Source organism: Pseudomonas sp. MF08831 (assembly GCF_059862645.1).
Window position 1 is genome coordinate 1 of sequence record NZ_JCBCUX010000026.1, and the last position, 24,341, is coordinate 24,341.

20 protein-coding genes are annotated in these 24,341 nt (G+C 61.0%); 3 read left to right on the top strand and 17 right to left on the bottom strand.

Annotated elements, in window-relative coordinates; genetic code table 11:
* The first annotated feature begins 461 nt into the window (after positions 1-461).
* The 3 genes from AC19YS_RS31430 (at position 462) to AC19YS_RS31440 (ending at position 4,918) form a co-directional block, all read left to right on the top strand.
* Positions 462-1,784, top strand: coding sequence for an OprD family porin (locus AC19YS_RS31430; protein ID WP_124416465.1), 1,323 nt, complete (start codon positions 462-464; stop codon positions 1,782-1,784).
* 86 nt (positions 1,785-1,870) lie between these two features.
* A complete protein-coding gene (locus AC19YS_RS31435; RefSeq protein WP_200624391.1) occupies positions 1,871-3,364 on the top strand; it encodes a GGDEF domain-containing protein in 1,494 nt (497 codons plus the stop codon).
* Positions 3,365-3,424: 60 nt separating this feature from the next.
* Entirely contained in the window at positions 3,425-4,918 is a 1,494-nt protein-coding gene (locus AC19YS_RS31440) for a sensor domain-containing diguanylate cyclase (RefSeq protein ID WP_200624390.1), read from the top strand.
* Positions 4,919-5,057: 139 nt separating this feature from the next.
* Here the strand turns inward: AC19YS_RS31440 and AC19YS_RS31445 are convergent, their stop codons facing one another.
* The 17 genes from AC19YS_RS31445 to mraZ form a co-directional block, all read right to left on the bottom strand.
* Positions 5,058-6,056 carry a hypothetical protein gene (locus tag AC19YS_RS31445; RefSeq protein WP_200624389.1) on the bottom strand — a complete coding sequence of 333 codons (999 nt, stop codon included), beginning with the start codon at positions 6,054-6,056 and terminating at the stop codon, positions 5,058-5,060.
* A gap of 260 nt (positions 6,057-6,316) precedes the next feature.
* The gene (gene lpxC, locus AC19YS_RS31450; protein WP_003216227.1) at positions 6,317-7,228 is read right to left on the bottom strand and encodes a UDP-3-O-acyl-N-acetylglucosamine deacetylase; all 912 of its coding nucleotides are present in this window, start codon (positions 7,226-7,228) and stop codon (positions 6,317-6,319) included.
* A gap of 112 nt (positions 7,229-7,340) precedes the next feature.
* Entirely contained in the window at positions 7,341-8,546 is a 1,206-nt protein-coding gene (gene ftsZ, locus AC19YS_RS31455) for a cell division protein FtsZ (RefSeq protein WP_017138180.1), read from the bottom strand.
* Positions 8,547-8,612: 66 nt separating this feature from the next.
* The gene (ftsA, locus tag AC19YS_RS31460; RefSeq protein WP_017138181.1) at positions 8,613-9,878 is read right to left on the bottom strand and encodes a cell division protein FtsA; all 1,266 of its coding nucleotides are present in this window, start codon (positions 9,876-9,878) and stop codon (positions 8,613-8,615) included.
* A 15-nt stretch (positions 9,879-9,893) separates the two neighbouring features.
* Positions 9,894-10,763, bottom strand: a complete 870-nt coding sequence (locus AC19YS_RS31465; protein WP_106579561.1) for a cell division protein FtsQ/DivIB — start codon at positions 10,761-10,763, stop codon at positions 9,894-9,896.
* A gap of 4 nt (positions 10,764-10,767) precedes the next feature.
* Entirely contained in the window at positions 10,768-11,724 is a 957-nt protein-coding gene (locus tag AC19YS_RS31470; protein ID WP_500603502.1) for a D-alanine--D-alanine ligase, read from the bottom strand.
* Entirely contained in the window at positions 11,721-13,166 is a 1,446-nt protein-coding gene (gene murC / locus AC19YS_RS31475) for a UDP-N-acetylmuramate--L-alanine ligase (protein WP_106579563.1), read from the bottom strand. The genes AC19YS_RS31470 and murC overlap by 4 nt, the downstream gene beginning before the upstream one ends.
* Positions 13,159-14,229 (bottom strand): undecaprenyldiphospho-muramoylpentapeptide beta-N-acetylglucosaminyltransferase, encoded by a 1,071-nt coding sequence (gene murG, locus AC19YS_RS31480; protein WP_124416460.1) that lies wholly within the window; start codon positions 14,227-14,229, stop codon positions 13,159-13,161. Before murG ends, murC begins: the two co-directional genes overlap by 8 nt.
* On the bottom strand, positions 14,219-15,436 hold the full coding sequence (gene ftsW, locus AC19YS_RS31485) for a putative lipid II flippase FtsW (RefSeq protein WP_106579565.1): 1,218 nt from the start codon (positions 15,434-15,436) through the stop codon (positions 14,219-14,221). The genes murG and ftsW overlap by 11 nt, the downstream gene beginning before the upstream one ends.
* Entirely contained in the window at positions 15,433-16,779 is a 1,347-nt protein-coding gene (gene murD, locus AC19YS_RS31490) for a UDP-N-acetylmuramoyl-L-alanine--D-glutamate ligase (protein ID WP_169368248.1), read from the bottom strand. The genes ftsW and murD overlap by 4 nt, the downstream gene beginning before the upstream one ends.
* Positions 16,780-16,785: 6 nt before the next feature.
* Positions 16,786-17,868 (bottom strand): phospho-N-acetylmuramoyl-pentapeptide-transferase, encoded by a 1,083-nt coding sequence (gene mraY / locus AC19YS_RS31495; RefSeq protein ID WP_003171875.1) that lies wholly within the window; start codon positions 17,866-17,868, stop codon positions 16,786-16,788.
* Positions 17,868-19,238 (bottom strand): UDP-N-acetylmuramoyl-tripeptide--D-alanyl-D-alanine ligase, encoded by a 1,371-nt coding sequence (locus AC19YS_RS31500; RefSeq protein ID WP_500603503.1) that lies wholly within the window; start codon positions 19,236-19,238, stop codon positions 17,868-17,870. The genes mraY and AC19YS_RS31500 overlap by 1 nt, the downstream gene beginning before the upstream one ends.
* On the bottom strand, positions 19,231-20,694 hold the full coding sequence (locus AC19YS_RS31505) for a UDP-N-acetylmuramoyl-L-alanyl-D-glutamate--2,6-diaminopimelate ligase (RefSeq protein WP_169368247.1): 1,464 nt from the start codon (positions 20,692-20,694) through the stop codon (positions 19,231-19,233). Before AC19YS_RS31505 ends, AC19YS_RS31500 begins: the two co-directional genes overlap by 8 nt.
* On the bottom strand, positions 20,694-22,436 hold the full coding sequence (locus AC19YS_RS31510; RefSeq protein WP_164487968.1) for a peptidoglycan D,D-transpeptidase FtsI family protein: 1,743 nt from the start codon (positions 22,434-22,436) through the stop codon (positions 20,694-20,696). Before AC19YS_RS31510 ends, AC19YS_RS31505 begins: the two co-directional genes overlap by 1 nt.
* On the bottom strand, positions 22,436-22,729 hold the full coding sequence (gene ftsL, locus AC19YS_RS31515; RefSeq protein ID WP_016974244.1) for a cell division protein FtsL: 294 nt from the start codon (positions 22,727-22,729) through the stop codon (positions 22,436-22,438). Before ftsL ends, AC19YS_RS31510 begins: the two co-directional genes overlap by 1 nt.
* Entirely contained in the window at positions 22,726-23,673 is a 948-nt protein-coding gene (gene rsmH / locus AC19YS_RS31520) for a 16S rRNA (cytosine(1402)-N(4))-methyltransferase RsmH (protein WP_500603504.1), read from the bottom strand. Before rsmH ends, ftsL begins: the two co-directional genes overlap by 4 nt.
* The gene (gene mraZ, locus AC19YS_RS31525; RefSeq protein WP_003171868.1) at positions 23,670-24,125 is read right to left on the bottom strand and encodes a division/cell wall cluster transcriptional repressor MraZ; all 456 of its coding nucleotides are present in this window, start codon (positions 24,123-24,125) and stop codon (positions 23,670-23,672) included. Before mraZ ends, rsmH begins: the two co-directional genes overlap by 4 nt.
* Positions 24,126-24,341 lie beyond the last annotated feature (216 nt).

Sequence of the window (24,341 nt, forward strand, 5' to 3'; positions counted from 1 at the left end):
CGGCGGCCCACGGATTCAAGCCGGAGTGAGGGCACACCGAGCCTGGGCGAGGTGCCGAGTGGTGGGGCAAAGACCTTTTGGTTACTTTTGGGGCGTTTGCCAAAAGTGACCCGCTGTAAGAGCGGAACCCTAAGCCGCCGTGACCGCAGCAACGGATATGTACTCAACCCCCCCGACAACCAAACCACCAACCCCACCCCACGACTGTTGCGATTTGGGCAACAGTCATTATCTTGTTACACTCTGTACCCCACCGCTCACCTGCGTTAATTTGACACACCCTTGAGCGACGGCAAACACAGCTTCCCGCTCACCCAAATTTCCCTCGACTTATTTCCAGGGCTCTACACTGGGAATCTGTTCAAAGCCGCTGACTTCAGCGGCTTTTTTTTGCAGTAAAAAAAGGCCAGGCACACCCCCACGACATTGGCCGCTTACGATTGACCAAAGGAGCTCCACCGGTGAAGAACTCGCTGACGTTCACCCCGCTATTCCTAGCGATTGCAACAACGATCGCCCCCCTGGCCCAAGCGGCAGACACCACCCCCGCCGACGGTTTCGTCGACGGCGCAAGCCTCAAGATCAACACCCGCAACTACTACATGAACCGCGACCGTCGCGACATCCACACCGATGACAGCAAGGAATGGGGCCAAGGCTTCATCGGCACCTTCGAATCCGGCTACACCCAAGGCACGGTCGGCTTCGGCCTGGACCTCAACGCCATGCTCGGCCTCAAGCTCGACGGCGGTGGCGGCACCGACGGCTCCAGCATCCTGCCGTATGGCAGCGGCAACGGCAAAGCGCCCGGCTCGTTCTCCACCGCAGGCGGCACCTTGAAAATGCGCGCCTTCGACACCGAGCTGAAAGCCGGCGACCTGTTCCTCAACAACCCGGTAATCGCCGGCGGCATGACACGCATGCTGCCGCAGGATTTCCGCGGCGTTAGCCTGACCAACCACAGCTTCGACGGCTGGATGCTTGAAGGCGGCCAAGCCAGTTTCACCAAGCTCTACAACCAGAGCGGCCACCGACGCATCGGCACCAGCTACGGCGCGCTGCCGGACCACGCCGACAGCCAGCACCTGAACTGGGCCGGTGTGTCGTTCAGCGCCATCCCGGGCGTTACCAGCAACCTGTACGCCTCCGAACTCAAGGACGTGTGGCACCAGTACTACTACGACCTGGATTACACCTACGCGCTGAACGACCTGGTCAGCCTCAACCCCGGCCTGCACTACTACCACACCCAGGACACTGGCCGGTCGCTGCTGGGCAGCATCGACAACAACACTTACAGCCTGCATTTCACCGTAGGCGTGGGCAACCACAGCCTCACCGCCGCCTACCAGCGGGTTAACGGCAACACGCCGTTCGACTACATCAGCCAGGGCGACAGCATCTACCTGGACAACTCCCAGCAATACTCGGACTTCAACGGCCCCAACGAGCGCTCGTGGAAACTCAAGTACGCCTATGACTTCGCAGGCCTGGGCATGCCGGGGCTGACGTCCGCCGTGTCCTACATCAGCGGCAAGACCGACCTGACCAAGGTCGACCCCAACAGCCGTGGCTACAGTGCCTGGTACAGCGCCGACGGCAAGGACGCCAAACACTGGGAGCGCGACATCGACTTGAAGTACGTGGTGCAAGGCGGCAAAGCCAAGGACCTGGCCGTGCGCCTGCAGTGGGCGACCAACCGCGGCGGCGAGGGCTACTCGGCGGTGGATCGGGATGTGGATGAATACCGGGTGATCGTGGATTACCCGATCAACGTGTTCTAACCCGCTGATCTTTCTTTTTAACCCGTGATCTAATTTTCATCGCGTAGAACTAAACTGCCAGAATCTTCCCTGCTGAAGCCTGCGCGATGAGTCAACTCCGCCCTCCTTCCTTACCTGCACGCCCGGAGCTTCTGCTGATTCTGGGCAGCGGCCTGACCGTCACCCTGATTGTGATTATCGTCGCGGCGCTGCTGACCCGCGAACACGCCAGCACCGTCCAGGCCGCCCAGCGCGCGACCACCAATATCACCCAACTGATCAATGCCGACGTGCTGCGTAACGTCGAGCTCTATGACCTGGCGCTGCAGGGGTTGATTACGGCCACCACCCGCAAAGACCTGACGCGGGCGTCGCCGGACATTCGGCACATGGTGCAGTTTGATCAATCCACCGCCGCGCCCTTCAAAGGCGAAGTGCTGTTGCTCGATGCCGACGGTGCAGTGATTGCCGACTCCTCGACGCTGTGGCCAACGCCACGCAATTTCGCTAACCGTGATTACTTCCAGGCGCATCGACAGAATGCCCAGGCTGGGCTGTTTATCAGCCGCCCATTCAGGATTCGCTGCAACTGCGATCAAGTCTGGCGCATCGCATTCAGTCGTCGCGTCACGGGGCCGCACGGCGAGTTTGCCGGTGTCGCGGTGGCAACGATGCGCCTGGCGTATTTCGATCAATTGTTCAACCGCCTCACCATCGGCAATGGCAGTTCGGTGAACCTGTTGAACAATCAGGGGATTCTTCTCGCCCAGCAGCCGTTGCTGGAGCGCGACATGATCGACAAGGACCTCAGCGATCGGCCCAACTTCAAACGCATACTGCGCGAAGGCGAAGGCAGCTTTCGGGCGATCTCGACCATCACTGGCACCGAGCGTTTGTACACCTTCACCAATGTCGGTGAATTACCGCTGATTGTGGTGGTGGCGCTGGCCAGCGAAGACGTGTTCGCCCCGTGGAAACGCGCCGCGCTGCTCACCAGCGGCGCCACCGGCGTGCTCTGCATTGGCCTGTTATGGCTGACCTGGATGCTGCGCCGCGAACTGCGCCGGCGCTATCGCGCCGAGCAAGTGCTGTTGGAGCTGGCCGCCACCGATGCCCTGACCGGCCTGGCCAACCGTCGCACCCTGGACCAGCGCCTGCGCCTGGAGTGGGACCGCGCGCAGCGCTCCACCAAGCCGCTGACGCTGTTGATGATCGACGTGGACCACTTCAAGGCTTTCAACGACCGCCACGGCCACCACGGCGGTGATGAGGCACTGCGCACGGTCGCCCAGGTGATCGGCAACAACATCCGTCGTCCCGCTGACCTGGCCGCGCGGTATGGCGGGGAAGAGTTTGCGGTGGTGTTGCCGGACACCGATGCCAGGGGCGCCTGGGTGATCGCCGAGCATATCCGCAGCGGAGTCGAGCACCTGCCGCGCGTCGCCGGCGCCGAACAGCCGATCACCGTGAGTATCGGCATGAGTACCTGGGATAAACGCAGTCGCCTGTCACTCGAGACGCTGCTGTTGCACGCGGATCAGGCACTGTATGAGGCCAAGCACAGTGGGCGAAATCGCATTAGGGAGGCCACCGGGCTCTGACCTGCTGCAACGCCATACACGGACTACGCTAATGGCATCCTCGACGCAGAAGTACGCCCGATGAGCCCAAGCCTTTCTCGCCCTACACGTCGCCCGGAACGCCTGCTGACCCTTGGCAGTGTCCTCACAGCCCTGCTGATCGTGGCGATCGTGGCGGTGCTGCTGATTCGCGAACACGCCAATACCCTGCAGACCGCCACGCGCACCGCGAACAACATCACCCAACTGATTGACGCCGATGTACTGCGCAACGTCGAACTCTACGACATGGCCCTCAAGGGGCTGATCGCCGCCGCCGAGCGCAACGACCTGCAAAGCGTCTCTGCCGATATCCGCCATCTGGTGCTGTTCGACCGCTCCGCCGCCGCGCCCTACAAGGGCGACATCCTGCTGCTGGACGCCAATGGCGAGGTGATCGCCGACTCGTCCTTGCTCACGCCCAAGTCCGGCAACTTCGCTGATCGCGACTATTTCCAGGTGCAGCGCAAAGACCCCGAAATCGGGCTGTACATCAGCCGTCCGTTCATGGCGCGCTGCGTGTGTGACGACCAATGGCGCATTGCATTCAGCCGCCGCGTTTCCGGGCCGGACGGGCGCTTCCAGGGGGTGGCGGTGGCTTCCATGCGCTTGTCTTACTTTCACCAGCTGTTCAGCAGCCTGAATATCGGCAGCAACAGCACCATCAACCTGATCAACCAGCAGGGCATCCTGCTGGCGCAGCATCCCATGCTCGAACTGAACATGATCGACCAGGACCTGAGCCAGCGACCGAACGTAGCGCGCATGCTCAAGGAGCGCGACGGCAGCTTTCGCGGCGTCTCCAGTGTTGACCACCGAGAGCGGCTCTACAGCTTTTCCACGGTCGGCAATTTGCCGCTGATCGTCGCAGTGGCACTGTCCAGCGATGAAGTTTTCGCCCAATGGAAACGCGCAGCCTTGCTGATCAGCCTGGCGACGGGCGTGCTGTGCATCGGTCTGCTGTGGCTCAGCTGGATGCTCAGCAATGAGCTGCGCCGCCGTCATCGCGCCGAGCAAGTGCTGTCAGAACTGGCAGCCACCGATGCGTTGACCGGCCTGGCAAACCGTCGCACCCTCGATCAGCGCCTGCGCCTTGAATGGGACCGCGCGCAGCGCTCGACCGAACCGCTGACGCTGCTGATGATCGACGTGGACCACTTCAAGGCCTTCAACGACCGCCATGGTCACCACGGTGGTGACGAGGCTCTGCGCACGGTGGCCAGGGTCATCGATGACAACATCCGCCGCCCGGCTGACCTGGCGGCGCGTTATGGCGGGGAGGAATTTGCAGTGGTGCTGCCGCACACCGACGCCAAGGGCGCCTGGGTGATCGCCGAGCATATCCGCAGCAGCGTCGAGCACTTGCCACGGTTTGCCGGCGCCGAACGGCCGATTACGGTGAGTATCGGCATGAGTACCTGGGACAAACGCAGCCGCGTGTCGCTGGAGGCATTGTTGCTGAGTGCGGATCAGGCGCTGTATGAGGCCAAACACAGCGGGCGCAATCGCATCGTGGACGCCGCAGCCCTTCCCTGAAAAGCCTGCCACCTGGGCCACTCAGTCAGTGCGGTTGGAGCAAGGACGCTCGCCGCACCGCCAGCCCGGGTTTGATCCCGATGCTGACGGCGCCTGCTGCTGATGACAGTGAATCAGTACGTGCTTCACAGGGCAGCTTTTACAGCGTGTAGCTGCCACCTCCTGACACTGAGACTCTTGGGTCAGCACCGACTTGCGCTGTCACACTCAATGGAAACTGCGGGGGCAACAGAGACACGCTTAAACCGAAAGAGCCATCGACGAAAACGCCCGAGATAGCGGAAAACTCGTGTTTTGGCGCGGACTTGCTGGTCAGGTCAGTGCTGAAGGTAACTTTGTGTTGAAGGGTAAATGACGGTGACACGCCGCCTCCGCCATTGGCGCCAACCTGCCCTGCTCGAACATTTGCGTTAACACTTGTGCGGGGAGAAAAAGTATAACTATTGGTGATAGATAATGTGTTGTCGAAATTTTGCGTGATCGTCGGTTTACCGGTGGGAGACAGTGTGAATTGAAGACCCGGCCCGCCGACATTTATATGTTGCCCGGTTATATGCGTCACACTTTGGTTCACACCACCGCCCACACTAACGCCAGAACTGGCAAGGCTGCCCTCCAGACCACCATTCACACTCATTAGTTGCTGGCTGACAATTGAAGGCTTCAGATTAGCGTTAAAGTTTAGTTCACCACTGGGTTGGACAGTGGCGCTGAATTCAGGTGCGCCAAACGTAAACCGCTGTGAAAGGCTGCCGCCCACATTGAAACCCACGCCCGTGCCTAAAATATTTGGAATGCCGGCCCTCAAACTGCCGCCGACTTCCAGCTGCATCTTTGGTGCGAAGCTGACGGTGAGGCCGCCGCTGTCGTTGGGACGTAAGCTGATGACGGGATCAAAGCGCGCCGTTGCGCTCACACCCGCGCTCGGGCCGCCAGGAATCGGCGTGAGCCTGGCGGCGATGGTGGCATAGGTTCGCGGAAAAAAAGACACCGTGGGGATCGGCTGAAACTTCGCTACACCGCCGAACACATTCGCCGTATAGGGCGCGGCAAAAGAGCGCTCGGGTGGATTATTGTTGACGTTTTGTTGCTGAGGGTCAGGGCTACGGTATACAGCGGCTGGAGCGATAGCGTTCATGATCGATATTCCTTCAACAGTAATAGGTATGTATTCACTTATCTCGCGTTAGTTCAAAACTCGTTTAGCTGTTGGGTCTTTATTCAACGGCCTCACGAAGACTGTGTGGTACACGAAAAAGTATCAGTTCCTACAAAAACACCGTCGAAAGTTGCAGCACGTTTCACGACAATGTCATTACCGCGCAACTTGCTATTTTTTAAGCATAAAAAAAGGCCACCCGAGGGTGGCCTTTCAAAACTAAAGAAGAGAGTTGTTACTTACACCGCCGCAACGGGACGCATGTAAGAGATCGGTGCGGTGCTGGCATCTTCGAAGGTCACGACTTCCCAAGCATCCGTCTGTGCAATCAACTTGCGCAGCAGCTGGTTGTTAAGGGCGTGGCCCGACTTGAAGCCTTTGAACTCGCCTATGAGGCTATTGCCCAGCAGGTAGAGGTCACCGATTGCATCGAGGATCTTGTGCTTCACGAATTCGTCTTCATAGCGAAGGCCGTCTTCGTTCAGTACACCATCCGCGTCGACCACGATGGCGTTTTCAACGCTGCCGCCGAGTGCGAGGTTGTGCTTGCGCAGGTACTCGATGTCACTCATGAAACCAAAGGTACGGGCGCGGCTGACTTCTTTTACGAACGAAGTGCTGGAAAAATCCACGCTTGCACTTTGTGTGCGGTCACGGAATACCGGGTGATCGAAATCGATCTCAAAGCTCACTTTAAAGCCTTCGAACGGGACGAAGGTGGCGCGCTTGTCGCCGTCTTCTACTGTCACTTCCCGCAGAATGCGAATGAACTTCTTGGCTGCGTCCTGTTCTTCCAGGCCGGCAGATTGAATCAAGAATACGAAGGGTCCAGCGCTGCCATCCATGATAGGGACTTCGGACGCGGAGAGCTCGACGTAGGCGTTATCGATGCCCAGGCCAGCCATGGCCGAGAGCAAGTGCTCCACCGTGTCCACTTTGACGTCACCGTTGACCAGAGTGGTCGACATAGTGGTTTCGCCAACGTTTTCCGCGCGAGCAGGAATCTGCACCACAGGGTCCAGGTCGGCACGAACAAACACGATGCCGGTGTCGACAGGTGCGGGCTTGAGGGTCAGGTATACCTTCTCCCCGGAGTGCAGACCTACACCTGTGGCACGGATAATATTCTTCAGGGTGCGTTGTTTAATCATGGCTTGGACCGCTTCAGCGCAAATTGCGAACTGGTATCAACAAAGGCTGGCGATAATAACAGACCAGACCTTTGCTGAACACCAATCACCTTCATAGCCCTGATACATTCCATTAATCGGCCTGACGACGCAGGAATGCCGGGATGTCCAGGTAGTCCAGATCATCTTGCGGATTCGGGCTACGGGACGCCGCAGCACCGGCCTGAGCCTGGTTGCGCATCACGGTCGGACGGTCCAGATCACGGTAGTTCACCGACGGCAGTTCCTGGCGCGCAGGCGCTGGAGCGGCAGCTTGCTGGCTGGCGTGACTGTTGTGGCCGGTGTGAACGGTATTGTCGATGACCTTTACAGGCTTCTCGATTTTTGCGCCCAGGCCGGTAGCAACCACGGTCACGTGCAGTTCATCACGCATGTCCGGATCGATAACGGTACCGACTTTGACCATCGCGTGCTCGGAAGCGAAGGCTTCGATGATGCTACCCACGTCGGAGTACTCACCCAGGGACAGGTCAGGACCGGCGGTGATGTTCACCAGGATGCCGCGTGCGCCTTGCAGGTTCACGTCTTCAAGCAATGGGTTGCGGATCGCCGCTTCAGTGGCTTCACGTGCACGGTTCGGACCGCTGGCGCAGCCAGTGCCCATCATCGCCATGCCCATTTCGCTCATCACGGTACGTACGTCGGCAAAGTCGACGTTGATCATGCCTGGGCGCTTGATGATGTCGGAGATACCGCGAACGGCACCGGCCAGTACATCGTCAGCCTTGGCAAATGCGGACAGCAGGCTTGCGTCCTTGCCCAGGATGGTCAGCAGTTTCTCGTTGGGAATGGTGATCAACGAGTCAACGCTTTCAGACAGCAGACGGATACCTTCGTCGGCGATCTGCATGCGCTTGCGACCTTCGAACGGGAACGGACGCGTTACGACAGCAACGGTCAGGATGCCCATTTCCTTGGCCACTTCGGCAATGATCGGGGCCGCACCGGTACCGGTACCGCCGCCCATGCCGGTGGTGATGAACACCATGTTGGTGCCTTGCAGCACTTCAGCAATACGCTCGCGGTCTTCCAGCGCGGCTTGACGGCCGACTTCCGGGTTGGCGCCAGCGCCGAGGCCCTTGGTCACGGCTGTGCCCAATTGCAGGATGGTCCGCGCGCCGATGCTTTTCAGCGCCTGGGCATCAGTGTTGGCGCAGATGAATTCAACGCCTTCAATGTTGCTCTTGACCATGTGGTTGACAGCGTTGCCGCCGCCACCGCCGACACCGATTACTTTGATAACCGGGCTTGCGGGGATGTTGTCTACGAGTTCGAACATGTTCCCTCTCCTTTCGTTTTCTCTAGTTTTTTCGCCTACTGCTTATTACGGTGTTGCGGTAAATCTTTAGAAATTGCCTTTCACCCAAGCCTGCAAGCGCTCGAACAACGGCGCTTTGGCTTCGTCGTCGCCACCGCGGTAGCTGTCACGAATGCTCGGGCCCGACAGGGAAATGCCGTCGGTCTGCTTTTGCAGCCCGTACAACAGCAAGCCCACACCGGTGGAATAAATCGGGTTGCGCACTACGTCGCCCAGGCCTTTGACGCCATGGGGCACGCCCAGACGGACAGGCATGTGGAAGATTTCCTCGGCCAGTTCGACCGCGCCTTCCATCTTCGAGGTGCCACCGGTCAGCACAATGCCGGCCGGGATCAAATCTTCGTACCCGCTGCGGCGCAGCTCAGCCTGGATCAGGGTGAACAGCTCGTCGTAGCGCGGCTCGACCACTTCGGCCAGCGCCTGGCGCGACAGCTCACGCGGTGGGCGGTCGCCGACACTGGGAACCTTGATGGTTTCACCGGCACCGGCCAGTTTGGCCAGGGCGCAGGCATAGCGAATCTTGATTTCTTCGGCGTACTGGGTCGGTGTACGCAGCGCCATGGCGATGTCGTTGGTGACTTGGTCGCCGGCAATCGGGATCACGGCGGTGTGACGGATCGCACCTTCGGTGAAGATCGCGATGTCGGTGGTGCCGCCGCCGATGTCCACCAGGCACACGCCCAGCTCTTTTTCGTCGTCGGTCAGTACCGAATACGCCGAAGCAAGCTGCTCGAGAATGATGTCGTCGATTTCCAGACCGCAGCGGCGCACGCATTTTTCAATGTTCTGTGCAGCATTGACGGCGCAGGTCACCACGTGAACCTTGGCTTCCAGACGTACGCCCGACATGCCCAGCGGCTCGCGAACGCCTTCCTGGTTGTCGATCACGTAGTCCTGCGGCAGGGTGTGCAGCACGCGCTGGTCAGCCGGGATCGCCACGGCCTGGGCCGCGTCGAGTACACGCTCAAGGTCCGCCGAGCTGACTTCACGGTCGCGGATTGCCACGATGCCGTGGGAATTAAGGCTGCGGATATGGTTGCCGGCCACGCCGACGAACGCCGAGTGAATCCGGCAGCCGGCCATCAGCTGCGCTTCTTCGATCGCGCGCTGGATCGATTGCACGGTGGACTCGATGTTCACCACCACGCCCTTCTTCAGGCCCCGGGACGGATGCGTGCCGATACCGACGATTTCGATAACACCGTCTTCCCCGACCTCGCCGACCAGCGCCACCACCTTGGAGGTGCCGATATCGAGACCGACGATCATTTTGCCGCTTTGCACGTTTGCCATGGGTCCTGCCTCTTCTTAATTCTTCGCGACAGCGGGTTTGGCTGTCGTCGGCGCAGCTGGTTCACGCCAGCCGACGGCCAGGCCGTTGGCGTAACGCAGGTCGACGCTCGCAATGTTCGTAATCTGTTCTTTCAAGGTCTTGTCATAGATGGCAATAAAGCGGCGCATCTTTTCCACCAAGCGGTCGCGTCCCAGCAACAACTCGATGCCCGGGCCGGAACTGCCTGCCCCGGTGGTCAAAAACCAGCTGCCCCGTTCACGCAATTCCAGGCGTGCGATGGAGAAGCCCAGTGGCCGCAGCATCTGGCTCAAGGCCTGATACTGCTGCATCACTTGCTGCTGCGCCCGCTGCGGCCCGAACAGCTGCGGCAGGTGCTCATAGTTGGCCAGCTCACGCGGGGTGAACGCCTGGCCCTGGTTGTTCAACAGCGCTTCATCGCCCCAACGGGCCACGGGCAGTTGTTCTTCCAGGCGGATCGTCACCTGGTCCGGCCACACGCGGCGGACTTCGGCATGGGCGATCCATGGCATCTGCTCCAGCTCCGAGCGCATACCGGCCAGGTCGATGGTAAAGAAGCTCGCCGCCAGGTACGGGCCGATGCGCTGCTGTACCGCTTGCTGGCTGATGTAGCTCAAGTCGCCCTGCACACTGATCTTGGTGATCGGCCGGTCGGCATACGGCAACAGGCGCTGCGCACCTTCGTAAGTGCCAAAGCCCAACGCCACCAGCAGCACCGGCCAGAACAGCGCCTTGAGGAAACCAAAGTTGGCTTTCGGCAGGCGCGCCGACATCGGCTCTTTAGCCACCATCCGGCTGGCACCCCGTGGCACCGGCTTGCGGCCGGGTGCTGGTGGGGGCTGATGACGAAGCGATGCGCCGTTCATGTGTTTAGCCTCTTGGCTCAATGCTGTCAGCGAGGATCGCCAGCACCAACTGCTGGAAATCCAGACCGGCTGCACGGGCTGCCATAGGTACCAGGCTGTGATCGGTCATACCCGGCGCAGTGTTGACTTCAAGGAACCAGAAATTCCCTTGGTCATCCTGCATCACGTCTGCCCGCGCCCAACCGGCGATACCCAGCGCCTCACAGGCTTTCGCCGTGAGGTCCATCAATTCTTGTTCCTTGGTTGCGTCAAGGCCACACGGGATCCGGTACTGAGTATCGGAAGCCAGGTACTTGGCGTCGTAATCGTAAAAGGTGTGGGGCGTGCCCAATGCGATAGGCGGCAATACCTGGCCACGCAGGGTGGCGATGGTGTACTCGGGACCGGAAATCCACTGTTCCACCAACACTTGCGAATCGTAGGTACTTGCCGCTTTCCATGCGTCGATCAATTCGGCGGCCGAGTTCACTTTGGCCATGCCGATACTGGAGCCTTCATGGGCTGGTTTGACGATCAAAGGCAGGCCCAGTTCCTTGGCTGCAGAAATACAATCGTCTTCGCTGCACAGCACGCTGTGGCGTGGGGTTGGAATACCCAGGCTGTGCCACACCTGCTTGGTGCGCAACTTGTCCATCGCCAGTGCCGAGGCAAGAATGCCGCTGCCGGTGTAAGGGATGCCGGCGCACTCAAGCAAGCCTTGCATGCTGCCGTCTTCACCGCCACGGCCGTGCAGGATGATAAAGGCACGGTCGATCTTTTCGGCCTGCAGGCGGGCAAGGAAGTCATCGCCCACGTCGATACCGAACGCATTCACGCCGGCGTTTTGCAGTGCCTCAAGCACGGCATTGCCGGACTTGAGCGAGACTTCACGTTCAGCGCTCTTGCCGCCGAACAGCACGGCTACGCGGCCGAAGTCGGCAGGCGTGATCGTGGAAAACAGGGCGTCGTAGTTCGTGGTCATTTCGACTTCCCCTGCGCCACGGCGAACAATGGGCTCGCAAGCAATTTAGGCGCAAGGCCACCGATGTCGCCGGCGCCCTGGCACAGCAGGATGTCGCCGGCGCGCAGCAGTGGCTTGACGATCGGCGCCAGGTCCACACCGCGCTCGATGTAGATCGGGTCCAACTGGCCACGCTGGCGGATGCTGTTGCACAGCTTGCGGCTGTCGGCGCCCGGGATCGGCTCTTCACCGGCCGGGTAGACTTCCATCAGCAGCAGCACGTTGGCATCGGCCAATACATTGACAAAATCGTCGTACAGATCGCGGGTACGGCTGTAGCGGTGCGGCTGGTAAACCATCACCAGGCGGCGCTCCGGCCAGCCACCGCGCACGGCTTTGATCACGGCGGCCACTTCGGTCGGGTGGTGACCGTAGTCGTCGACCAGCATCACGTCGCCGCCGTCTACCGGCAGTTGGCCGTAGACCTGGAAGCGACGGCCAACACCGGCAAAACGTGACAGACCTTCAACGATGGCTTCATCGCTGACGCCCTCGTCGGAGGCGATGCAGATGGTCGCCAGGGAGTTGAGCACGTTGTGGTTGCCCGGCATGTTCACCGACACATCCAGCGGCTCGCGGTCAGGGCGCAGCACAGTGAAGAAGGTTTGCATGCCTTCCTGGCGCACATTGATCGCGCGCACGTCAGCGTCTTCGCTGAAGCCGTAGGTCACGGTCGGACGCTTGACCTGCGGCAGGATTTCACGCACCACCGGATCGTCCAGGCATACAACAGCCAGACCGTAGAACGGCAGGTTGTGCAGGAACTCGACGAAGGTTTTCTTCAACTTGTTGAAGTCACCGTCGTAGGTTGCCATGTGGTCTTCGTCGATGTTGGTAACCACCGCGACCAGCGGCTGCAGGTGCAGGAAGCTCGCGTCGCTTTCATCGGCTTCGGCGATCAGGTAGCGGCTGGTGCCGAGCTGGGCATTGGTGCCAGCTGCATTCAGACGGCCACCGATCACGAAGGTCGGGTCCAGGCCACCGGCCGCGAACACCGAAGCGATCAGGCTGGTGGTGGTGGTTTTGCCGTGCGTACCGGCAACGGCAATGCCGTGGCGATAGCGCATCAGCTCGGCGAGCATCTCGGCGCGCGGCACTACCGGAATACGGCGCTCAAGGGCGGTGGCCACTTCCGGGTTGGAGGTGTTCACGGCACTGGAAACCACCAGCACATCAGCCTCGGCGGCGTTTTCGGCGCGGTGGCCGATAAAGATCTGCGCACCGAACGACTTCAGGCGATCCGTGACCGGCGACTCTTTCAAGTCAGAGCCGGACACCTGGTAGCCCAGGTTCAGCAGGACTTCGGCAATCCCGCACATGCCCACGCCGCCGATGCCGACGAAATGGATGCGACGGATGCGGCGCATCTCGGGTTGTGGCATGGCTTTCTGATTCTCAACCATGGGCCACCTCCAGGCAGATGTCGACCACGGTGCGGGTTGCGTCAGGTTTGGCCAGGCGGCTTGCGGTGCTCGCCATGCTGTTGAGTCGTTCCGGTTGCATCAAAACCTCGGTCAGGCGTGCGGCCAAATCGGCGGCGCCAGTCGTTCTTTGCGGCAGCAGGAAGGCAGCGCCCTCCCCGGCCAAATATTCGGCGTTGCGGGTCTGGTGATCGTCAATCGCGTGGGGCAAAGGCACCAGCAAGGACGGCAGACCGGCGGCGGCCAGTTCACTGACAGTCAGCGCACCAGCGCGACAGACCACCAGGTCGGCCCAGCCATAGGCGTGGGCCATGTCTTTGATGAAGGGCTGCACATTCGCCTCGACACCGGCCTCGCGATAGCGGGCAGCGGTGATTTCATCGTGATTCTTGCCGGCCTGATGGAAGATCTCCGGGCGCAACTCCACGGGGAGTTGAGCCAGCGCTTCGGGCAGCAATTTGTTCAGTGGCTCGGCACCCAGGCTTCCGCCGAGGATCAGCAGATGCGCCTTGCGCCCGGCCAGCGCCTCACGGGCAATGGCCATGAACAGTTCGGTGCGCACCGGGTTGCCGGTGGTGCGCAACTTGTCCGAGGTCGCGAAGGTGTTCGGGAACGCTTCACACACACGCGAGGCCAACGGCACCAGCAGGCGGTTCGCGGTACCGGCGACGGCGTTCTGCTCGTGCACGATCACCGGCACGCCAGCCAGCTTGGCGGCAACGCCGCCAGGGCCAGTCACATAACCGCCAAACCCCAGCACGCATACCGGCTTCACTGCACGCATGACTTTGCGCGCCTGCCACACCGCCTTGAGCAACACGAACGGCGCCTTGAGCAGGGACAACTTGCCCTTGCCACGCAAGCCGGTGACGTTGATCAAATGCAGCGGCAAGCCGGCATTGGGCACCAATTCATTTTCGATGCCGCGCGGCGTGCCGAGCCAATGCACGGTGTAGCCGCGGTTCTGGAATTCACGCGCGCACGCCAGGGCCGGGAACACGTGGCCCCCGGTACCGCCCGCCATGATCAGCACGTTAGCGCCCATGGTTCGGCTCCTCGGCAAAATCGCTTTCGCTGAATTCCATCTCTTCGCTGCCCAGGTGGGTTCGACTCTCCCACTCGATGCGCAGCAATAACCCCAGGCACGCGCAGCAAATCACCAACGAACTGCCGCCGTAACTGAGGAACGGCAAGGTCAGGCCCTTGGTCGGCAACAAGCCGACGTTCACGCCGATGTTGATCAGGAACTGGCCGATCCACAGGAACGACAAGCCGTACGCCACATAGGCGGCGAAATACTGTTTGGCCTTCTCGGCCCACAAGCCGATGTACATGCCGCGTACACACACGAACACGAACAGCGCGACGGTGCACAGCGAACCCACCACGCCGAGCTCTTCGGCGAGTACCGAGAACACGAAGTCGGTGTGCGCTTCGGGCAGGTAGAACTGCTTCTGCACGCTGTTGCCCAGGCCCACACCCAGCCACTCGCCGCGACCAAAGGCGATCAGCGCCTGGGTCAGCTGGTAGCCGGAACCGAACTGATCGGACCACGGGTCGGTAAAGGTAATCAGACGGGCCATCCGATAGGGCTGCGCCTGCACCAGCACCGTCACGGCGGCCACGGCCAGCACCACCATCAAGGTGAAGCGGAACAGACCGACGCCACCGAGGAACAGCATCGCGGCGGCCGCGCCCATCATCACGACGGTGGCACCGAAGTCGGGCTCCATCAGCAACAGGCCGGCCATTGGCAGCAGCACGATGAATGGCTTGAAGAAGCCCATCCAGCTTTCGCGCACTTCCTTCTGACGGCGTACCAGGTAACCGGCGAGGTAGATCACCACGAACACCTTGGCGATTTCCGACGGCTGCACGTTGAACGCACCGAAGCCGATCCAGCGCATCGAACCGTTCACCTCGCGGCCGATGCCGGGCAGGATCACCATGATCAACAGGCCGAACGCACCGATCAGCATCATCCAGCCCAGGCGCTGCCAGGTGGCGATCGGGATCATCATGGTGACGATGCACGCGCCAAGGCCGATCACCAGGTACACCAAGTGGCGGATCATCATGTACAGGGTGTTGCCCGACTGCACGGCGGCCACTTCGGAGGACGCCGAGGTGATCATCACCAGGCCCAGGCCCAGCAGCGCCAGGCAACCGGCGAGCATCGGGAAATCAAGGTCGACGCCACGGCCGGTAATGATCGGGGACGGGTACGGTTTGATGATATTTCTGAAATTCATGCCAAGGCCTCCACGGCGCGAGCGAACAGCTGGCCGCGCTCTTCGTAGTTCTTGAACATGTCGAAACTGGCGCACGCTGGCGACAGCAGCACGGCATCACCCGGCTGGGCCAGGGCTTTGCACTGAGCGATGGCGTCGTCCAGGGACGTCGCGCGTACTTGCGGCACGGCGTCACCGAGGGCAGCGGCGATCAAGTCAGCATCACGGCCCATCAGCACCACGGCGCGACAATGGGCAGCCACCGGGCCTTTAAGGTCCTTGAAGTCGGCGCCTTTGCCATCGCCACCGGCGATCAGCACCAGCTTGCCTTCGATATCGGCGCCAAGGCCTTCGATGGCAGCCAGGGCAGCACCGACGTTGGTGGCCTTGGAATCGTTGTAATAGCTGACGCCGTTGAGGTCGCGCACCCACTGGCAACGGTGCTCAAGCCCGGCGAATGTGCGCAGGCTTGCGAGCATGGCGTCGAACGGCAGGCCAACAGCGTGACCGAGTGCCAGCGCCGCCAGGGCATTGGACTGGTTATGCGCGCCACGAATTTTCAGCTCGCGCACCGGCATCAGGTTCTGGAATTCGAAGGCCAGGTATTTCTCGCCGTTCTCTTCGCGGATGCCGAAGGCTTTGAAGTCCGGTTTGCCGAGGCCGAAGGTCCAGCACGGCAGGCCCTCGCCCATCAACGGACGGCTCAGGGCGTCCTGGCGGTTGACCACCACTTGCCGGGCACCGCGGAAGATCCGGTGCTTGGCCAGGTGATAGGCCGGCAGGCCGCTGTAGCGGTCCATGTGGTCTTCACTCACATTCAACACGGTGGCGACTTCGGCCCCCAGGTCGTGAGTGGTTTCGAGCTGGAAGCTCGACAGTTCCATCACGTACAGCTCGACGTCGTCGCTGAGCAGGTCCAACGCCGGCGTGCCGAGGTTACCGCCCACGGCCACGCGCTTGCCGGCCGCAACCGCCATCTCGCCGACCAGGGTGGTCACGGTGCTTTTCGCGTTGGAACCACTGATGGCCACAATCGGCGCTTTCGCGTTGCGCGCGAACAGGTCGATATCGCCGGAGAGCTTCACGCCACGTGCGGCAGCGGCTTGCAAAGCCGGTGTCGCCAGGGCCAGGCCGGGGCTCACGTAGAGCTCATCGGCGCGGCACAGAAACTCGACATCCAACTCGCCACAACGCACTTCCACGTGCGGGTAGTCACGGCGCAGCGTGACCAGCTCCGGTGGATTTTCCCGCGTATCGGCGACGGCAAACGACGTGCCCCGGTTCGCCAGGAAGCGAACCAGGGACATGCCGCTCTTGCCGAGGCCGACAACGATGCGGAAGTGGTCTGAAGCGATCAGGGACACTCGTTTCTACCTCAGTTTCAGGGTGGCAAGGCCGACCAGTACCAGAATCACGGTGATGATCCAGAAACGGACAATCACGCGTGGCTCGGGCCAGCCCTTGAGTTCAAAGTGGTGGTGAATCGGCGCCATGCGGAACACGCGGCGCCCGGTCAATTTGAAGGAAGCCACCTGGATGACCACCGACAGGGTTTCCATCACGAACACACCGCCCATGATGAACAACACGATTTCCTGGCGAACGATCACCGCGATGGTGCCCAAGGCTGCGCCCAGCGCCAGTGCGCCGACGTCGCCCATGAAGACTTGTGCCGGGTAGGTGTTGAACCACAGGAAACCCAGGCCGGCGCCGATCAGCGCGCCGCAGAACACAATCAGTTCACCCGCGCCCGGTACGTACGGGATCAGCAGGTATTCAGCGAATTTCACGTTACCCGACAGGTAGCAGAAGATGCCGAGCGCGCCGCCGACCATCACCGTCGGCATGATCGCCAGGCCGTCGAGGCCGTCGGTCAGGTTGACCGCGTTGCTGGAGCCGACGATGACGAAGTAGGTCAGCACCACGAAGCCGATGCCCAGTGGAATGCTGGCGTCCTTGAGCATCGGAATGATCAGGGTGGTTTCAACTGCGCTTGGTGCAGTGGTGTAAAGGAAGATCGCGGCGGCAAGGCCGAATACCGACTGCCAGAAATACTTCCAGCGGCTTGGCAGCCCCTTGGAGTTTTTCTCGATCACTTTGCGGTAGTCATCGACCCAGCCGATGGCGCCGAACAACAAGGTCACCAACAGCACCACCCACACGTAGCGGTTATGCAGGTCGGCCCAGAGCAAGGTGCTGATGCCGATGGACGAGAGGATCAGCGCGCCGCCCATGGTCGGGGTGCCGGATTTGGACAGGTGCGACTGCGGGCCGTCATTGCGAACCGATTGACCAATTTGCAGGTTCTGCAGGGTGCGGATCATCCACGGCCCCAGGAACAGCGACAGAGACAGCGCGGTCAGCACACCCAGAATCCCGCGCAGGGTCAGGTACTGAAAGACCGCGAAGCCTTTGTGGAACTGTTGCAGATACTCAGCCAGCAGCAGCAGCATTAATGTTTCTCCGTACTTGAGCCACACAAGGCCGCGACGACGTTTTCCATCACCGCGCTGCGCGATCCCTTGATCAAAATGGTTGTGTGTTTGTCTTGTTCAGCCACGCCCAGCGCCTGGATCAGCTCGGCCTGGGTTGCGAAATGCCGCGCGCCGAGGCCGAAGGCGTCGACGGCGTGTGCCATGTTCGGGCCGACGGCATAGAGCGCGTCGACTTTCCCGCTGGCGTAGGCGCCGACTTCGCGGTGGCTTTGCTCTGCCCAGTCGCCCAATTCGCCGATATCACCCAGCACCAGAACCTTGCGCCCGGCAAAGCCCTTCAGCAGGTCAACAGCAGCATTAATGGAGGACGGGTTGGCGTTGTAGGTGTCGTCGATCACGCGCATGCCGTTAGTCGCCAGTTGCGCGACGGTGCGGCCCTTGACCGGCTGCACTGCGCCCAGGCCGGTAGCGATACCAAACAGCGACACACCCAGGGCATGCGCGGCGGCGGCGGCGGCCAAGGCGTTGGCAACGTTGTGGTTGCCGAGCAGATTCAATTGCACGTGCTCGTCGCCTTGCGGGGTGTGCAAGGTGAAGGACGGGCAGCCTCGGGCGTCAACGGTGATGTGGGAGGCGTGAAAATCAGCGGCGGCATTGGCCACGGCAAACGTCAGCACCTTGCGACCGGCGGCACGTACACGCCAGGTTTCGAAGGCCTTGTCGTCGAGGTTCAATACTGCGGTGCCGGATGCATCGAGGCCTTCAAGGATTTCGCCCTTGGCTTCGACGATTTTCTCTGGGCCACCGAACTCGCCAACGTGGGCGGTGCCGGCATTGTTGATGATCGCCACGTGAGGCTTGGTCAGCGCCACGGTGTAGGCGATTTCGCCGATGCGCGACGCGCCCAGCTCGATCACTGCCGCCGTGTGTTCCGGGGCCAGCTCGAGCAGGGTCAGCGGCGCGCCGAAATCATTGTTCAAGTTGCCACGGGTGGCGAGCACCGGCCCGCGCGTACGCAGGACACCGGCGAGCAGTTCCTTGACCGTGGTTTTGCCGCTGGAGCCGGTGATGGCTGCAACCGGTTTATCGAAGGCGGCGCGGTTCAATGCACCCAACTGGCCCAAGGCCAAACGGGTATCTGCAACCCGCAATTGCGGCAGGTTGGAATCGGTCACTTCACGCTGCACCAACGCACCCACGGCACCTTTGGCGGCGACGTCGTTCAGGTAGTCGTGACCATCAAAACGCGGGCCGGCCAAGGCGACAAACAATTGCCCAGACTTGATGTTACGGCTGTCGATACTGACGCCGTCGAAGCTGCAATCGCTCGACACTACGCGGGCCGACAGGGCCTGGGTCAGTTCGCTGAACGTCATCGCTTTAAGCATGGGCGACCTCCCAGGCGGTCAAGGCATGATCGGCCTCGACCAGATCGGAGAAGGCATGGCGCTCGCCGTTGATTTCCTGATAGTCCTCGTGGCCTTTGCCGGCCAGGACCACCACGTCGTCAGCACTGGCGCTGGCGATCAACTGGGCAATAGCGGCGCCGCGACCGGCCACGAAAGTTGCCTTGGACGCGTCTTTAAAGCCGACACGGATATCGTCGAAAATCTGGCTTGGGTCTTCGCTGCGCGGGTTGTCGTCGGTGACGAGCACGCCATCGGCGAGACGCTCGACGATCTCGGCCATCAACGGCCGTTTGCCGCGGTCACGATCGCCGCCGCAGCCGAACAGGCACAGCAACTTGCCCTTGGCGTGTGGGCGCAGGGCTTCGAGGACTTTTTCCAAAGCGTCCGGGGTGTGGGCGTAATCGACCACTACCAGCGGCTGCGAGCCACCGCCCAAACGCTGCATGCGACCGGCCGGGCCTTCGAGCTTGGGCAACACGCGCAGGATTTCATCCAGTGCGTAATCCAGGCCAAGCAATGCACCGATGGCAGCCAGCACGTTGCTCAGGTTGAAACGGCCGAGCAAGGTGCTGCGCAAGTGGTGCTCGCCCTGCGGCGTGACCAACGTGGCGAGCACGCCTTCGTCATTGAATTGGGCTTCGCGGCAATACAGGTACGCGCTGGAGTCTTCCAGGCTGTAGGTGATCAGGCGCGATTCGCTGTCCTCGGCTGCCAACTGGCGGCCAAAAGCGTCATCGAGATTCACCACACGGCATTTCAGGTCATTCCAGGCGAACAGCTTGGCCTTGGCGGCGGCGTACGCTTCCATGGTGCCGTGGTAGTCGAGGTGATCGCGGGACAGGTTGGTCATCACCGCCACATCGAAAGCCAGAGCGGTAACACGGCCCTGGTCCAGACCGTGTGAAGAGACTTCCATGGCAACCGCCTTGGCACCGGCCTTTTTCAGGTCGGCCAGGGTCGCTTGCACGGCAATCGGGTTTGGCGTGGTGTGCAGGCCGCTTTGCAGCGCGCCATAAAAGCCGGTACCGAGCGTGCCGACAATGCCGCAGTGCTGCCCCAGCAGGTCAAGCGCCTGGGCGACCAATTGGGTCACGCTGGTCTTGCCGTTGGTGCCGGTCACGCCGATCAGGTTCAGTTGACGGCTTGGGTCGCCATAAAAGCGCCCGGCGATGTCCGAGAGCTGCGCAGCCAGGCCTTTGACCGGAATCAACGGCACGTCGGTGATTGGCAGCACGGTGGCGCCTTCCACTTCGTACGCCACGGCTGCCGCGCCACGTTGCAGGGCATCGGCGATGTGCGCACGGCCATCGAACTTGCCGCCAGGCACGGCCAGGAACAGGTCACCGGCGCGTACGTTACGGCTGTCCAGGCTCAACTCGCGAATCAGCAGATCGCGTCCGGCGTGGGCAAAAATCTTGTTCAAGCTAAGAGACATCAGCCGCGCCCTCCATTGGCTTTGGCAGCAGCGGCCGGTGGTCCGGCGTTCGCTTGTTGAGTCGGCGGCAGGTTGTCCGGCGTAATGTTCATCAGGCGCAGGGTGCCGGACATCACTTTGCTGAACACCGGCGCCGATACCAGGCCACCGAAGTAGCCGGCCTTGCTTGGCTCATCGATCACAACAACGATGGCGTAACGCGGATCGCTCATCGGGCCGAAGCCGGCGAACAACGAGCGGTACGAGTTCTCGGCGTAGCCTTTGGTGCCGACCGACGTTTTACGTGCGGTACCGGACTTGCCTGCCACGTGATACGCCGGCACCTGGGCACGGAACACGCCGCGCGGTGCTTCGATCACTTGTTGCAGCATGCCTTGCATGGTCTTGGCGACGTTTTCCGGGATCACCTGGGTGGCTTTCGGGGCTTCGTCGACATGGATCAGGCTCAGTGGAACCATGCGGCCATTGTTGGCCAATACAGAGAAAGCGTGAGCCAGCTGGATCGCGGTCACCGACAGGCCGTAGCCATAGGAAAGCGTGGCCGTCTCGGCCTTTTTCCAGTCGCGATAGTTCGGCAGGTTGCCCACGCGCTCGCCTGGGAAGTCCAGCCCGGTGGGTTGGCCCAGGCCGATTTTCTGCGCCAGGTGATAGATGGTTTCGCCGCCGATATCGAAGGCGACTTTACTCATGCCGACGTTACTGGAGTTGATCAGAATACCTGTCAAATCCAGCACCGGACCTTCAGTGCGGGACACGTCACGAATGGTGTATTTGCCCAGCTGCAAGGTGCCTGGGTAAACCTCGACTTTGTCGCTCGGCTTCCAGCGCCCGGTTTCCAGGGCCGCACTCATGGAGATGGCTTTCATGGTCGAACCCGGCTCGAACACGTCGATCATTGCGCGGTTACGCATCATCGCCGGTTGCAGGTTGCGACGGTTGTTCGGGTTGTAGGTCGGCTGGTTGACCATGGCGAGGATCTCGCCGGTCTTCACGTCCATGATCACCAGGCTGCCGGCCTTGGCGCCGTTCTCGATGATCGCGTTACGCAGCTCGCGGTTGGCCAGGTATTGCAGGCGCAGGTCAATCGACAACGCCAAGGGCTTACCGGCCTTGGCGTTTTTGGTGACCTGGACATCCTTGATCAGTCTGCCGCGTCGATCCTTGATGACCTGCCGTTTGCCGGGAACCCCAGCCAGCCATTCGTCGTAGGCCAGTTCCACACCTTCACGGCCGTGGTCATCGATGTCGGTAAAGCCAACCATGTGCGCGGTGGTTTCACCGGCCGGGTAGAAACGACGAAACTCCTCGATGCCATAGACACCGGGGACTTTAAGGTCGAGCACCTGCTGGCCCTGTTCAGGGGTCAGCCCGCGAACCAGGTAGATGAATTCTTTATTGGCCTGGGCTTCCAGGCGCTCGGACAAGGCTTTTGGGTCCTGGCCCAGGGCGGCGGCCAGTTCCGGCCACTTGTCCTTGGCGACCTGCAATTCCTTGGCGTTGGCCCACAGCGTGGTTACCGGAGTACTGACGGCCAGAGGCTCGCCATTACGGTCGGTGATCAGACCGCGGTGCGCAGGAATCGGGATATGCCGCAGGCTCCGGGCGTCGCCCTGGCCGATCAGGAAGTCACGGTCAACCACTTGCAGGTCGATAATTCGCCAGGCAATCGCGCCCACCATCAACGCCAGCAAACCCAGCATCAGGCGGAAGCGCCAAGGGTAGAGTGCGCCTTCAAGTTTCATCATGGCGCCACCATCCGAACTTCGGCCGCGCCCGGAATGTGCATTTTCAACTGCTCGGTCGCCAGCACTTCGATGCGGCTATGGGCGGTCCAGGTGCTTTGCTCGAGGATCAACCGGCCCCACTCCGCCTGCGCTTTATCACGCACGCTCAATTCCCCGTACAGGGTATTGAGCAATTGACGGTTGTAGTGGGCGCTGTAGGACACCGCAATTGCGGACACCAGCACGCCGATAAACAGCAGCAACATAAAGAAGCTGCCGCCCGGAAGGGGCTTGGCGAAAAGCTTGCTCACCGCAACTTCTCCGCAACGCGCATGACGGCGCTACGGGAACGAGGGTTGGCCTTGAGTTCGGCTTCGGAAGCGAACTGCGCTTTGCCATGGATTTTGATTTTCGGCACAAAGGCTTCGAAACGCACCGGCAAGTTGCGCGGCAGGTTATCGGACTCGCCCTTGACCAGACGACGCATGAACAGTTTGACGATGCGGTCTTCTAGGGAGTGGAAGCTGATCACCACCAGGCGACCGCCCACTTCCAAGGCTTCCAGCGCGGCTTCGAGACCAGCTTCCAGATCGCCCAATTCGTTGTTGACGTGAATGCGCAGGCCCTGAAACGCACGGGTCGCCGGGTTCTTGCCCTTTTCCCAGGCAGGGTTGGCGACTTTGAGCACTTCGGCCAGGTCAGCGGTGCGTTCGAACGGCTTGATTTCACGGCGTTCGACCACAGCGCGGGCCATGCGCCCGGCGAAGCGTTCTTCACCGTATTCCTTGAACACGCGGGCAATTTCTTCCACCGGCGCGGTGGCGATGAACTGCGCGGCACTGACACCACGGGTGGGGTCCATGCGCATGTCGAGCGGGCCGTCGTTCATGAAACTGAAGCCGCGCTCCGGGTCATCGAGCTGCGGCGAAGACACGCCCAGATCGAGCAAAACCCCGGCCACCTTGCCTGCCATGCCGCGCTCGGCGACTTCGGCACCCAGCTCGGCAAAGCTACGCTGCACAACGACAAAGCGGCCGTCTTCGGCCGCTAGCGCTTGCCCGGTGGCAATCGCTTGAGGGTCTTTGTCGAACCCGAGGAGCTTACCGTTGGGCCCGAGCTGGCTGAGTATCAACCGACTGTGCCCGCCCCGGCCGAAAGTGCCATCCAGATAGCAGCCATCCGCGCGTACGGCGAGAGCCTCAACGGCTTCGTCAAGCAGTACGGTGATGTGGTTAAAGCCGCTATCAATAGTCACAGGATCAAATCACGCAGTTCATCAGGCATGGCGCCCGGTTGTTGAATAGCAGCCAGGTCAGCTGCAGAAACAGCATCCCAGGCATCTTCGTCCCACAATTGGAACTTGTTCAGTTGGCCGACCAGCATTGCGCGCTTGTCCAGCTTGGCGTACTCGCGCAGACGCGGAGGCACCAGGAAACGACCGCTGCCATCGAGTTCGAGGTCGACGGCGTTACCAATCAGCAAACGCTGCAGGCGGCGGTTTTCTTCACGCAATGAAGGCAGAGCGCGCAACTTGGTTTCGATCAACTCCCACTCATCGAGCGGGTAAACACACAAACAAGGGTCAACGGCATCAATCGTGATGATTAACTGGCCTGAACTTCGCGAAATGAGCTCGTCACGATACCGGCTCGGCATGGCGAGACGGCCTTTTGCATCGAGACTGATAGCGTTAGCTCCGCGAAACACAGATGCGCTTCTCCAAATTTTAGCGTTTTACGTTCAAAAAACCCACTTTGTGCCACTTTCCGCCACTTGCGCACACTATAGGAATGCGCCCACCACACCGTCAAGGCGCGGATTCAAGGAAAAGCCTTACAGAACGGAGATTTAGGAGTGTAAAAGGAGGAGAAACGCGAGTTCGGCGATGTTTTTGACTCAACAACCGCAAATAGCTCATGGAGC

What these genes read in the sequence shown, in the direction of transcription:
- AC19YS_RS31440 (WP_200624390.1), top strand. Translation starts at nt 3,425, where the DNA reads ATGAGCCCAAGCCTTTCTCGCCCTACACGTCGCCCGGAACGCCTGCTG.
- murG (WP_124416460.1), bottom strand. Translation starts at nt 14,229, where the DNA reads ATGGGCGCTAACGTGCTGATCATGGCGGGCGGTACCGGGGGCCACGTG.
- AC19YS_RS31470 (WP_500603502.1), bottom strand. Translation starts at nt 11,724, where the DNA reads ATGACCACGAACTACGACGCCCTGTTTTCCACGATCACGCCTGCCGAC.
- AC19YS_RS31465 (WP_106579561.1), bottom strand. Translation starts at nt 10,763, where the DNA reads ATGAACGGCGCATCGCTTCGTCATCAGCCCCCACCAGCACCCGGCCGC.
- ftsW (WP_106579565.1), bottom strand. Translation starts at nt 15,436, where the DNA reads ATGAATTTCAGAAATATCATCAAACCGTACCCGTCCCCGATCATTACC.
- AC19YS_RS31435 (WP_200624391.1), top strand. Translation starts at nt 1,871, where the DNA reads ATGAGTCAACTCCGCCCTCCTTCCTTACCTGCACGCCCGGAGCTTCTG.
- murC (WP_106579563.1), bottom strand. Translation starts at nt 13,166, where the DNA reads ATGGTTGAGAATCAGAAAGCCATGCCACAACCCGAGATGCGCCGCATC.
- AC19YS_RS31500 (WP_500603503.1), bottom strand. Translation starts at nt 19,238, where the DNA reads ATGCTTAAAGCGATGACGTTCAGCGAACTGACCCAGGCCCTGTCGGCC.
- AC19YS_RS31510 (WP_164487968.1), bottom strand. Translation starts at nt 22,436, where the DNA reads ATGAAACTTGAAGGCGCACTCTACCCTTGGCGCTTCCGCCTGATGCTG.
- ftsA (WP_017138181.1), bottom strand. Translation starts at nt 9,878, where the DNA reads ATGGCAAACGTGCAAAGCGGCAAAATGATCGTCGGTCTCGATATCGGC.
- lpxC (WP_003216227.1), bottom strand. Translation starts at nt 7,228, where the DNA reads ATGATTAAACAACGCACCCTGAAGAATATTATCCGTGCCACAGGTGTA.
- ftsZ (WP_017138180.1), bottom strand. Translation starts at nt 8,546, where the DNA reads ATGTTCGAACTCGTAGACAACATCCCCGCAAGCCCGGTTATCAAAGTA.
- mraY (WP_003171875.1), bottom strand. Translation starts at nt 17,868, where the DNA reads ATGCTGCTGCTGCTGGCTGAGTATCTGCAACAGTTCCACAAAGGCTTC.
- AC19YS_RS31445 (WP_200624389.1), bottom strand. Translation starts at nt 6,056, where the DNA reads ATGAACGCTATCGCTCCAGCCGCTGTATACCGTAGCCCTGACCCTCAG.
- AC19YS_RS31505 (WP_169368247.1), bottom strand. Translation starts at nt 20,694, where the DNA reads ATGTCTCTTAGCTTGAACAAGATTTTTGCCCACGCCGGACGCGATCTG.